This window comes from Mycobacterium sp. E735 (genome assembly GCF_001666955.1).
GTDB lineage: Bacteria > Actinomycetota > Actinomycetes > Mycobacteriales > Mycobacteriaceae > Mycobacterium.
This window is the reverse complement of the sequence record NZ_LZIX01000019.1, coordinates 1-11,274: the sequence shown is the minus strand read 5'-3', so window position 1 is coordinate 11,274 and position 11,274 is coordinate 1. Positions and strand designations below refer to the sequence as shown.

General features: G+C 70.1%; 11 protein-coding genes and 3 pseudogenes. 3 read left to right on the top strand and 11 right to left on the bottom strand.

Going from position 1 to position 11,274, the window contains the following annotated elements; genetic code table 11:
• From A5704_RS01820 to A5704_RS01780, 8 genes and pseudogenes are all read right to left on the bottom strand, one after another.
• Positions 1-1,132 (bottom strand): serine/threonine-protein kinase (locus tag A5704_RS01820; RefSeq protein ID WP_156734816.1); only part of this gene is annotated, 1,132 nt, incomplete at its 3' end.
• A 101-nt stretch (positions 1,133-1,233) separates the two neighbouring features.
• A complete protein-coding gene (locus tag A5704_RS01815; RefSeq protein ID WP_067748110.1) occupies positions 1,234-1,575 on the bottom strand; it encodes a hypothetical protein in 342 nt (113 codons plus the stop codon).
• Positions 1,576-1,720: 145 nt separating this feature from the next.
• The gene (locus tag A5704_RS01810; protein WP_067748108.1) at positions 1,721-2,404 is read right to left on the bottom strand and encodes a pyrimidine reductase family protein; all 684 of its coding nucleotides are present in this window, start codon (positions 2,402-2,404) and stop codon (positions 1,721-1,723) included.
• A gap of 2 nt (positions 2,405-2,406) precedes the next feature.
• Complete coding sequence (locus tag A5704_RS01805) at positions 2,407-2,904, bottom strand: flavin reductase family protein (protein ID WP_067748106.1); 498 nt, start codon at positions 2,902-2,904, stop codon at positions 2,407-2,409.
• 47 nt (positions 2,905-2,951) lie between these two features.
• Positions 2,952-3,368: an ArsI/CadI family heavy metal resistance metalloenzyme gene (locus tag A5704_RS01800; RefSeq protein WP_067748104.1), complete on the bottom strand. Its 417-nt coding sequence runs from the start codon at positions 3,366-3,368 to the stop codon at positions 2,952-2,954.
• A 24-nt stretch (positions 3,369-3,392) separates the two neighbouring features.
• Positions 3,393-4,815: pseudogene (gene arsB / locus A5704_RS01790) on the bottom strand (ACR3 family arsenite efflux transporter).
• 50 nt (positions 4,816-4,865) lie between these two features.
• On the bottom strand, positions 4,866-5,189 hold the full coding sequence (locus A5704_RS01785) for a helix-turn-helix transcriptional regulator (RefSeq protein ID WP_067748100.1): 324 nt from the start codon (positions 5,187-5,189) through the stop codon (positions 4,866-4,868).
• A gap of 38 nt (positions 5,190-5,227) precedes the next feature.
• Complete coding sequence (locus A5704_RS01780; protein ID WP_067748098.1) at positions 5,228-6,475, bottom strand: APC family permease; 1,248 nt, start codon at positions 6,473-6,475, stop codon at positions 5,228-5,230.
• A 63-nt stretch (positions 6,476-6,538) separates the two neighbouring features.
• Between A5704_RS01780 and A5704_RS01775 the strand changes: the two genes are divergently transcribed.
• Together A5704_RS01775 and A5704_RS01770 are read left to right on the top strand one after the other, a co-directional pair.
• Positions 6,539-7,273 carry a helix-turn-helix domain-containing protein gene (locus tag A5704_RS01775; RefSeq protein WP_231968704.1) on the top strand — a complete coding sequence of 245 codons (735 nt, stop codon included), beginning with the start codon at positions 6,539-6,541 and terminating at the stop codon, positions 7,271-7,273.
• Between the two features lies 1 nt (position 7,274).
• Positions 7,275-8,726, top strand: coding sequence for a multicopper oxidase family protein (locus A5704_RS01770; RefSeq protein ID WP_067748114.1), 1,452 nt, complete (start codon positions 7,275-7,277; stop codon positions 8,724-8,726).
• A 6-nt stretch (positions 8,727-8,732) separates the two neighbouring features.
• On the opposite strand, the gene A5704_RS01765 is transcribed toward A5704_RS01770, so the two are convergent.
• The gene (locus tag A5704_RS01765) at positions 8,733-9,857 is read right to left on the bottom strand and encodes an FAD-dependent oxidoreductase (protein WP_067748096.1); all 1,125 of its coding nucleotides are present in this window, start codon (positions 9,855-9,857) and stop codon (positions 8,733-8,735) included.
• A gap of 161 nt (positions 9,858-10,018) precedes the next feature.
• Between A5704_RS01765 and A5704_RS01760 the strand changes: the two genes are divergently transcribed.
• Positions 10,019-10,819: a hypothetical protein gene (locus A5704_RS01760; RefSeq protein WP_067748112.1), complete on the top strand. Its 801-nt coding sequence runs from the start codon at positions 10,019-10,021 to the stop codon at positions 10,817-10,819.
• Between the two features lie 4 nt (positions 10,820-10,823).
• On the opposite strand, the pseudogene A5704_RS27300 reads toward A5704_RS01760, so the two are convergent.
• Positions 10,824-11,048 (bottom strand): annotated as a pseudogene (locus A5704_RS27300) (LLM class F420-dependent oxidoreductase); the annotation flags it as partial.
• A gap of 81 nt (positions 11,049-11,129) precedes the next feature.
• Positions 11,130-11,274, bottom strand: a pseudogene (locus tag A5704_RS27295) (hydroxylase); the annotation flags it as partial.

The window sequence follows — 11,274 nt, the reverse complement described above, 5'->3', positions numbered from 1 at the left end:
CCACCAGGGCGGTGGCCGCGACGCCCACCCACAGCCAGGGCTTCCTGCTCGGCCGCGGCGGTTGCCCCCAGGGCGGCGCGACGCCCGCGGTGCTCGGGCCCCAGGTGGGGGCGCCTCCCCATCCCGTCGGCTGGGGCGTCGGGCCGCCGGGAGGTGTCGGCGCCCACATCGGGCCGGACGAGGGGGCGTGCGCGGGGGTGGCCTGGGCGATCCCGGCGGACTGCTGGCTGGCGAAGGCGGCAGGCATCCGCGCCACCTGGCTGCGTTGCAGGATGTCGGTGGCCCGGTCCTGGTCGGGTTCGGCGAGGGCCGCATACGCGGCCGCCGAGAGGTCACCGCAGGTGGCGTAGCGGTCCGCGGGATCCTTGGCCATGCCGCGGGCGATCACCCCGTCGAAGGCGGCCGGGATGCCTGGCCGCGCCGCGCTGGGCTTCGGGATCGCCTGGTGCAGGTGGGCGCCCATCACGCTGATCTGGTCGCCGGTGTACGGCGGGGATCCGGTCAGGCACTCGTACAAGACGCAGGCCAAGGCGTAGATGTCGGCGCGGTGGGTGACGTCGGAGTCGCTGAATCGCTCCGGGGCCATGTACTTCACCGTGCCCACCGTGGTGCCGATCTGGGTCAGCTTCTCGTCGGCGGTGGCGCTGGCGATGCCGAAGTCGACGAGGTAGGCGAAATCATCGCCGCTCACCAGGATGTTCTCCGGTTTCACGTCGCGATGCAGGACCCCGGCCGCGTGGGCGGCGTCGAGCGCCGAGCCGATCTGGCGGACGATCGCCACCGCCCGCGGCGGGGACAGCGGCCCGTACCGGCTCAGCATGCCGGCCAGGTCCTTGCCGTCGATCAGGCGCATGTCGACGTAGAGCTGACCTTCGATCTCGCCGAAGTCGTGGATCGGCACGACGTGCGGTTCCTGCAACCGGCCCGCGGTGCGGGCCTCGCGCTGCATGCGGGAGCGGAAAACGGGGTCGTTGGACAGTGTCTGCGACATCAGCTTCAGGGCGACCGTGCGCTCCCGGACCGTGTCCTCGGCCTCGTAGACATCACCCATGCCGCCGCGACCGATCAGCCGCCGCAGCAGATATGGCCCGAACTGCGAACCCTCCCGCGAATCCGCGGTGGTGTCACCCATCCCGACTCCTCAGTCACCGACCGTGCGCAGGCATAAGGCTAAGGTTTCACGGTCCGCCGGGCACGGCGAATAGCGAAAGCCAGCCGATCGGGACGCCGGGATTAACGGAGTTCGTCCTCACCGCCGGCGCGTTCAGTCAACCCTTCGCGGGACAGCGCGCGGACGAATCCGAAGGCCTGCATCCCGGCGGGGCCGGGGTTTTCGGTGATCCAGTCGTTGATCTTGCCGAAGGCGTTGGCCAGGTCGTCGCGCTTGACGCGGATCAGGTAGGTCATTCGGTCGTCGTCCGGGTCGTCGATGGATTCGGCGACGGCGACGGGATTCTTGAATGCGTAGGCGATACCGTGCACGGCGTCGTGGTTCAGCGCCCACTGAAGTTCGCTGGGCCGCAGCCGGTTCACCGCGAGATTGCGGTAGTCATGGTCGTCGTTTGAGCTGCTCACCTGGCCGATAGTCCTCCTGGTGTATGGCTCGAGAAAGTGGACGGCGAGGATCTGAAAACCATGCCGCGCAGGCGATTCGATATGGGCGTCAAACCGGGCATTTCCATCATAGGAAGGGCTTTCCCCGGCTGCATGTCGAGCGGAATCAGCGGCGATATCGCAAGAACACGTAACCGTCGCAAACCAGCGCGTGTTCGAGGCGCAGAGTCACCGGTGCGGGCAGCGGCGACGCGGTCGGGCGGCGGCCCACCGGCTGGCTCGCGGCGAGTTTGGGGGCCAAAGTCACGCAGATCTCATCGACGGCGTCGGCCTCCACCAACTCGTCGAGCAGGGTCGGGCCGCCCTCGCACAGGATTCGGTGCATGCCTCGTTCGCGCAGCAGCGCGACCGCGCGCGCCACGTCGACGGAGTCCTCGCCCGCCACCACGACCCGCCGCCCGTCGCCGGGGTCCTCGCGCGCCGCCGCCCGCGCGCACGTCACCACGATCGGTGGCTGAGCGGGGTCGCCGAGCAGCCTGGCCGGCAGCCGGCCGCTGCGGCTGACCACCGCGATCGGTGGCGGTGCGGCCGGGCCCCCGTCCGTGAGCCGCACCGGGCCGTAGTTCTCGGCGCGGGCGGTGCCTGCGCCCACCAAAACCACGTCGGCGAGGCCCCGCAGGATCTTCAGGAGCCGCTGATCGGTGGGGCACGACAGCGGCCCGGCCCGGCCGCCGAACGCTGCGGCGCCGTCGGCGCTGAAGATCATGTTGACCCGCACGCCCTGCGGGGGGTCGGCGTAGAACGATGCGAGCTCCGTGATGTCGGCGACGGTGCCCACGCGGGGAGCCACGGCTACGCCTCGTGGCCGGGTTCCAGATGCTGGACGTCCCCGAAGGACACCCAGCTCTCCAGCTCCTGCGGCGGGCGGCCGTCCACCGGCGCGAGCAGATGACCGACGTGGTCGCCCAGGGAGAACCGGTCGAGAATCTCGCCGGCGAACCAGGCGGCCGCGTCGTCGAGGATGGGCAGCCGCGCCGGGCCGCTGTGCCACGAGCAGCGGTCGAACTTGTTGATGGTGTCGCCGGTCTGGCTGCCGAACAGCTCCACGACGTCGAGGTGGTCGTGGTCGAACACGTGCACCGCCAGGTGAGTCGCCTTGGCGGCGACCCGGAACGTGTGGTTCTTCCGGGACAGGCCCACCAGGAAGCGGGGCGGGTGGATGCTGGTCTGGCTCGCGAAGCCCACCAGGCAGCCCGCCGCGACGCCGTCGGCGCGCGTCGTCACCACGTACATCGGGTAGTTCAGCACCCCGACCAGCTTTTCGAACGCGTCTTCTCCCGGGTCGGCCATCCGCTCAGTCTTCCCGTTCGGCCCGCGCCGGAACCGTGCGGTGGGTGCTAGGTCTGGCAGCAGGCGGCTTCGGCCTCGTCGGCGCCGGGTCCGAAGGTGTCGGAGTCGGCGATGACGGTGTAGACCTCCCAGCGTTCTCCGCCGGGCCCGGTGACCCACACTTTGTCCTGGTTGGCGAAGCAGCAGGTGGTGTCGAGCTCCGCCTCGGTGACCAGTCCGCGCTCGGCGAGGCGCGCGATCTCGGCGTGCACCGTGTCACTGTCCGTGACCTCCACGCCGAGGTGGTTGAGGCTGCCGCCGTGACCGGGGTTCTCGATCAGCACCAGTTTGAGTGGGGGTTCGGCGATCGCGAAATTGGCGTAGCCGGGTTTGACCTTGGCCGGTTCGGCGTTGAACAGCTTGGAGTAGAACGCGATCGCTTCGCCGAGATCATCGACGTTGAGGGCTAATTGCACGCGAGACATGGGGTGTCCTTTCTTCGGTGCGCGTTATGGCGTTGCGGTGGGCAGGAGTTCGGCGATCAGCGCTCGGACGCGCTGGGCGATGTCGTCGCGGATCGCGCGCACGGTGGCCAGCGGCTGGCCTGCGGGGTCGGGCACTTTCCAGTCGCGGTAGGACACTCCCGGGAAATACGGGCAGGTGTCGCCGCAGCCCATGGTGATCACGACGTCACTGGTCTGAACGTCTGCGCCGGTGAGGACCTTCGGGCGGGCCGCGGTCACGTCGACGCCCAGCTCGGCCATGGCGGCGACGGCGGCGGGGTTGACCTCGTCGGCGGGTTGCGTTCCGGCGGAACGGACTTCGATGCGGCCCTGCGCCAGCCGGCTGAGCAGGCCGGCGGCCATCTGGGAGCGTCCGGCGTTGTGCACGCAGACGAACAGGACGCTGGGCTTAGCGCTCATCGGCGAAAACCCGTGAACGCAGGGCGAGGGACACGTAGACCAGGCCGACCAGCACCGGCACCTCGATGAGGGGGCCGACCACCCCGGCGAGGGCCTGCCCGGACGTGACGCCGTAGGTCGCGACGGCCACCGCGATGGCCAGCTCGAAGTTGTTGCCGGCCGCGGTGAACGCGAGCGTGGCGGTGCGGGCGTAGCCGAGGCGCAGCGCGAGCCCCAGGGCATACCCGCCCGCCCACATGATCGCGAAGTACGCCAGCAGCGGGATCGCGATCCGGGCCACGTCCCACGGGCGGGAGGTGATCTGATGGCCTTGCAGGGCAAAGAGAATCACGATGGTGAACAGCAGCCCGTAGAGGGCCCACGGTCCGACGCGGGGGAGGAACCGCGTCTCGTACCAGTGTCGGCCCCGGAACCGTTCGCCGAGCCGGCGCGAGGAGTATCCGGCCAGCAGCGGGATCCCGAGGAAGACGAGCACCGCTTTGGCGATCTGCCATGGCGAGACGCTGATCCCGGTTTGGGGCAGGCCCAACCACCCGGGCAACACCGACAGGTAGAACCAGCCCAGCGCGGCGAACATGACCACCTGGAACAGCGAATTCAGGGCGACCAGCACGGCCGCTGCCTCACGGTCCCCGCAGGCGAGGTCGTTCCAGATGATGACCATCGCGATGCAGCGCGCCAGGCCGACGATGATCAGGCCCGTGCGGTACTCCGGCAGGTCCGGCAGCAGCGACCACGCCAACGCGAACATCACCGCCGGCCCGACCACCCAATTGAGCAACACGGAGGTGACCATCAGCTTGCGGTCGGCGGTGACCTCGTCGAGCCGGTCGTAGCGGACCTTGGCCAGCACCGGGTACATCATGACCAGCAGGCCGGCCGCGATCGGCAGTGAAACACCTTGAATGGCAACGGCGCCCAGGGCCGAGCCCAGGCCCGGAACGATTCGGCCGAGCGCCAGGCCGGCCGCCATTGCCGCGCCGATCCAGACCGGCAGGAACCGGTCCATGGTGGGGAGGCGGGTCGCGGCCGCGCTGGGGGCCGACGTGTGCGTGCCCGTCACGGCTGCAGCACCGACGAAAGTTTTTGTAGCGCTGCGGGAATCGCCCAGTAGTACACCCAGGTGCCGCGCCGCTCGCAGTCCACCAGGCCGGCGGAGCGCAACAGTTTGAGGTGATGGGAGATGGTCGGCTGCGACAGGTCGAAGGTCGCCGAGATCTCGCAGACGCAGGCCTCGCCGCCGGGGCTGCTGGCGATCAGGCTCAACAACCTCAGGCGCACCGGGTCGCCCAGCGCCTTGAACATCGCCGCCAGTTCCGACGCGTGGGACTCGGCCATGGCGGCCGTCCCCAGGGTGGGGCAGCATGCCTGCTGTTTCGACATTCTTCTATATAAGCATTTATCGAATCAGCGCGCCACCCCTATTTCGCGCGGGCCCGCCGGATCGCGTAGGCGGCGACGCCGATGGCCAGCACCGCCAGGCCGGACAGGACCGACGACAGGGGCATCGCGAACGCGAGGAGCACGCATCCGATGAGCCCGGTGATCGGGATCACCCGGTGGGGGCGGCCCTCGTCGCGCCCCAGGGTGAACGCCGACGCGTTGGCCACGGCGTAGTAGATCAGCACGGCGAAGGAGGAGAAACCTATCGCGTCGCGCAGATCGGCGGTGGCGGCCAGGATCGCCACCACGACGCCGATCAGCAGTTCCGCCCGGTGGGGGACACCGAACCGCGGGTGCACGGCGGTCAGCGCGTGGGGCAGGTGGCGGTCTCGGGCCATCGCCAGCGTGGTGCGCGAGACGCCCAGGATCAGCGCCAGGAGCGAGCCCAGCGCGGCGACGGCCGCGCCCACCTGCACGACGGGAACGAGCCAGCCCGCGCCGGCCGCCCGCACGGTGTCGACCAGCGGCGCCGTCGCTCGGCCGAGGCGCTGCGGCCCCAGCACCCCGAGCGCGGCCACCGCCACCAGGGCGTAGACGGCCAGCGCGATGGCGAGCGCGACGGGTATCGCGCGCGGGATGGTGCGTGCCGGGTCGCGCACCTCCTCGCCCAGAGTGGCGATGCGCGCGTAGCCGGCGAAGGCGAAGAACAACAGCCCCGCGGCCTGGATGACCCCGCCGATGCCGGCGCCCGCCGGTCGGAGGTGGTCGGCGACGGCCGTTCCCGAGGAGAACGCGGCCACGACCACCGCCGCCAGCACGGCCAGCACGAGCGCGACGATGGCGCGGGTGAGCCAGGCCGACTTCTGCACGCCGGCGTAGTTCACCGCGGTCAGTCCGACCACCGCGGCGACGGCCACCGGGTGGGCGTGCGACGGCCACGCGTAGGCGCCGATGGTCAGGGCCATCGCGGCGCACGAGGCGGTCTTGCCGACGACGAAGCCCCACCCCGCGAGGTATCCCCAGAATTCGCCCAGCCGCTCGCGGCCGTACACGTAGGTGCCGCCGGAGGCGGGGTAGCGCGCGGCGAGGCGCGCGGACGAGGTCGCGTTGCAGTAGGCCACCACCGCGGCAACCGCCAGGCCCAGCAGCAGCCCGGAACCCGCGGCGCGCGCCGCCGGGCCGAGCGCAGCGAAGATCCCGGCCCCGATCATCGACCCCAGTCCGATCGTCACCGCGTCGAACAAGCCCAGGCTTCGACGAAGCTCGTCGGTGTTGCTGTCGGCCATTCGGTCTCCTCACCGCTGCGCAGCGGCAAACCTATCAAATGGGTTTGATGTATTGTCTGCGACGTGGCGGCAGGCAGGACGGCGGTTCCGTCGCTGATGCAGATGGCCTCGCACCCGGTGCGCTGGGCGCTGCTGACCGAACTGGCGGGCGGCGACCTCCGGGTGCGGGAATTGGCTGACGCCGTTGACGAGCCCCAGAACCTGATCTCGTATCACCTGCGGCTGCTGCGCTCGGCCGGCCTCGTCGACGCGCGGCGCAGCAGTTTCGATGGTCGCGACACCTATTACCGGCTGAACCTGACGGGGTGCGCCGGGGCGTTCCGCGAGGCGGCGACGGCGCTGCACCCGGCGCTGGCGCCCGCGCCCGCCGCGAAACCGCCGGTGCGCTCGGTGCTGTTCTTGTGTTCGGGCAACAGCGCGCGCTCGCCCATGGCCGAGGCGTTGCTTCGGCGGCGGGGCCGCGGCCGCATCCGGGCCGCCAGCGCTGGCAGCCATCCCAAACCGCACCTGCACCGCAACGCGATACGGATCATGCGTGACCGGTACGGGATCGACCTCGGCGCGCAGCGGCCGCAGCCCTTGACCGCGGTGGCGCGGCGCCGTTTCGACTGCGTGATCACGCTGTGCGACAAGGTGCGCGAGTACGCGCGCGAGCACGGCGTGACCACCACGTTGCACTGGAGCGTGCCCGACCCGTCGGGCGCGGGTTATCCCGAATTCGGTTGGCTGGCAAGTGAATTGGACGACCGCATCGATTTCCTCCTGCCCGTCCTTGCTGCCTACCCGCGGGGGCGATGACGTGCCCCTGGATCGGCGTGACTTCTTCAAATGGGGCGGCGTGGCCGCGCTTGCCGCAAGTGGTGCCGCGTGCGAGCACCCCGCGCCGCCCGGCGGCGAAGCCGACTACACGCTGCGAATCGGCAGGGGCGCAGTCGAACTGGCGCCGGGCCACATCGTGTCGACGCTGACGTACAACGGGCAGTTCCCCGGCCCCCTGCTGCGGTTCAAGGAGGGCCGGCGGGCGGTGGTGGACGTGTTCAACGACACCGATTCCCCCGAGCAGTTGCACTGGCACGGTCAGCGGCTGGGCGTCGACGTCGACGGCGCGGCCGAGGAGGGCACCCCCTACGTGCCCGCCCACGGCATGCGACGGGTGTCCTTCGTTCCCGGGCCGGCGGGGTTCCGCTTCTACCACACGCACGTGGTGCCGCGCTCCGACCTGTCCCGCGGCCAGTACAGCGGACTGGTCGGTCCCGTCTACATCGAGCCAAGGCAGGACGCGGGCGCCTACGACCAGGAAATCTTCCTGACGCTCAAGGAGTTCGAGCCGTCGTTGAGCCGCGGCGGCGACATGGCCAGTGAATTCCTCGCCGGCGAACAGGAGCCGGATCTCAAAGAGCGCGGCGAATCGGCGATGAAGGCGTCGCTCGACCACGGTGACCCGCGCGGCTTCGAAGTCAGTTACGGGGCGTTCGCCGTGAACGGCCGCATGCTCGGTCACGGCGATCCGATCCGCGTGCGAACCGGCGACAGGGTACTGCTGCACGTGCTGAACGGCAGCGCCACCGAATCGCGCAGCCTGGCCTTGCCCGGGCACACCTTCGACGTGGTCGCGCTGGACGGCAACCCGGTGCCCAACCCCGCGCCGGTGCCGGTGCTCTGGCTCGGTGCGGCCGAACGCATTTCGGCGGTGGTCACCATGAATAACCCGGGCGTCTGGGTGCTGGGTGACCTGTCCGACGACGACCGCGGCCACGGCATGGGGACGGTCGTCGAATACGCCGGCCGCGGCGGGGATCCGCAGTGGACCGCGCCGCAGGCGTTCACATGGGACTACCGGCTGTTCGCGCGCCCCGCGCCCGTCCCGCCGCCCGATCACACCATCGAGCTGTTGATCGAGAAGCGCAATGCCGCCGACAACGGGTTCAACGTCTGGACCTTCAACGGCACGCCCTTTTCGATGGACACCAACCAACCGGTGCTCAATGTGCAGCGCGACAAGCGTTACCGGCTGCGCTTCCGCAATGCCAGCGACGACCTGCACCCGATGCACCTGCACCGGCACACGTTCGAAATCACCCACTTCGCCGGCACGCCGACGGCCGGCGTGCGCAAGGACGTCGCGATGCTGGGCGGCTACCAGAGCATGGACGTCGACTTCGTCGCCGATCAGCCCGGGCTGTCGCTGCTGCACTGCCACCAGCAGATCCACATGGATTACGGGCTCATGCTGCTGCTCAACAGCGCCTGACGCTCCCTAGCCCAGCGGATTGTTCTCCCGCACACCGCGATACATGCCCCACCGCACGATCCACGGCATCACCACGCGCTCGACCGACCACGTCGGGAATCGGAACGCGTGGCCGGTGGGCAGGAAGACCTCCAGCCCGTCGGGCTGGACGCCCACCAGCGATCCCCACCGCCGCGTCGGCGCCCGGTAGGTCCGCAACCGGCCGCCGCTGAGCTCGGCGCGCACGTTGCGGGCCACCAGCGCATCACCGCGGTTACGGGCAGAGCTGCGCAGCGGGTCGGTTGCCGCGACGTCGCCCACCGCGAAGACGCCACGCTGTCCGGGCACCCGCAGCTCCGGCGTCACCCGAACGAACCCGCGCTCGTCGAGCAGCTCCGCGGGCAGCCAATCGGTATTGGGCCGCACCCGCCCGATCGCCCACAGCACGGCGTCGGCTGGGACCGGGGCTTGCCCGGTGCTCCAGTGCACCGGCTCGCCGGTGATCTCCTCGCCCGCGAAGTCGTCGGGCAGCACGGCGCGGTGGCCCGGGTGGATGCCCACGCCCAGGCCGGTGAGCCGGCGCCGTATCCGGTCCCAACTTCGGGGGTGGTATTCGGTCAAAGCGCGCGGGCCGGGAAAGTACAGGTCGACCCGCTTCCCGGGCCAGGTGGTGGCCAGGTTCAGCGCGCTGCTGACCGCCGCCGCGCCGCCGCCCACGACGACGACCGAATCGGCGGCGGCCAGCCGGCCGTGTGCCGCGCGCAGCTCCGCGCCGACCTCGGCGGCCGACTGCAGCGTCGGCCGGCGCCAGAAGCCGTTGCTGACCCCGGTCGAGATGATCAGCGCGTCGAATTCCTCGGCGAGTGTCGTGCCGTCGGCCCCTTTGCCCAGCACGGCGCGGCCGTCCAGGTCCAGGCCGGTCAGCCGGGCCTGCACCGTGCGCACCCGGTCCAGGCGCCGGAACCTGTCGAACGGAATCCAGTAGTCGCGCGCCCAATCGTCCGGACGGGAGAGCCGGACGCCGAGTTCCTGACCGCTGACCAGCGCGGGCTTGACGGAAATGCCGACGACGTCGGCGTGCGCGGACAGCCGGATCGCGGCCAACACACCCGCATCTCCGAGGCCGGCAATGACGACACGCTTGCGGTTCATGTCGCTATCCTGCCTGGGATGGAATTCGGGTCCGTCCCCTGACCAATCGATTGCCGGGAGCACGTTCCTTGGTCGCCTCGCCCCACAGCGATCGCATCGACCGCCGCGCGGAACCGCAGCGGTCGATGCACCCCCGCGCGCGTGCCGTCCTGCACGCCGCCGTGCGCGCGTCGGCCCCCCGCCCGGACTCCGCCCGGCGGGCCGCCACGGACTTCGAGAAGCCGGGCCTGGCCGCGGCGGTGGCCGCGGAGATCCGGTGGGCGTTCACCGCGCCCCGCACCTGGCTGATGGGCGTGGTCGCCAACGTGATCTTCGCCGCGGCCTGGCTGCTGGTGCAGCCGCTGACCGTCGGCCGCCATCACACCGACTGGGTGATCCTGGTGGGCACGTACTTCTCGTCGTGGGTGCTGGCCGACGTGACCACCACCAATCTGTTCGGCGCCGACCACTACCGCGTGCTGGCGGGCCTGTCCGCCGGCGTGCCGTTCTGGCGGATCCTGCTGATCAAGAACCTCGCCCTGCTTGCCATCGTCGGGCTGCCGACCCTGCTGGCGGCCATGGTGTTGACGCTGTGGTTGGAAACGCCGGGGCGGCTGGGGATCACGATCCCCACCGTCGCCGTGCCCATCGTGTCCTGGCTCGGGGTGGGCAACCTGATTTCGGTGCTGCATCCGGTCAGCGTCGAGCCGCTGATCCGGCGCTGGCGCCAGCGGGGCGATCGGCGCCGCACCCGCAGCTGGCTGGCGGTCCTGACCCTGCCGTACGCGTTGTACTACGTCGCCGACCCGATGAACGGGGTTGAGCACAAGGTGCTTTGGACGAAGGTGCCCGCGATGATCTGGCCGGTGTTCGGGCGCGACACCAAGAGCTTCGTGCACCTGGCGATCGCCGTGGCCATGTGGCTCTTCGGCACGGCCGCCGCGCTGTTGTGGGTGCGCAGGCGGGGGCTGACGATCAGGTAATCGGTTACGGCACTTTGGGCTTGATCTCCTCGATCACCCATTGTGCGTAATCGAGGGATTCGTCGACACCGCTGAGGGCGGGGATGGGCACGGCGCCGGCGCTCATCCCCGGGCGCCCATTCGGATCGTCGCGTGCGACGTGTCCTTCCCCGACCCGGTTGGTGCTCAGCCCGTGCATCACCTCGAACGGCCGTCCGTCATAGGCGGGCTGGGACTTGATGTAGTCGATGTCGTTCGTCTAGATGGTGATGTAGCCCAGGCTTTTCAGGTCGGTCAACGTGACGCGCCTCCTCTGGCTGTCTCGGCCCAGTTAAATCATCGCCCGGAGTGGACCCTGCGGGTCGACGCCCAGCGAACTCAGTGCCGACGCGTGGTAGGTGGTTCCAGGCATGTGGATGGCGTGCAGCTGGCCGACATGGACGTCGCGCCAATACCGTTGCAGCGGCTTGTCCATG

Bases quoted from the DNA above. Each gene is read 5' to 3' on its own strand.
- A5704_RS01800 (WP_067748104.1), bottom strand. From the start codon at position 3,368: ATGTCTCGCGTGCAATTAGCCCTCAACGTCGATGATCTCGGCGAAGCG.
- A5704_RS01785 (WP_067748100.1), bottom strand. From the start codon at position 5,189: ATGTCGAAACAGCAGGCATGCTGCCCCACCCTGGGGACGGCCGCCATG.
- A5704_RS01805 (WP_067748106.1), bottom strand. From the start codon at position 2,904: ATGGCCGACCCGGGAGAAGACGCGTTCGAAAAGCTGGTCGGGGTGCTG.
- A5704_RS01780 (WP_067748098.1), bottom strand. From the start codon at position 6,475: ATGGCCGACAGCAACACCGACGAGCTTCGTCGAAGCCTGGGCTTGTTC.
- A5704_RS01765 (WP_067748096.1), bottom strand. From the start codon at position 9,857: ATGAACCGCAAGCGTGTCGTCATTGCCGGCCTCGGAGATGCGGGTGTG.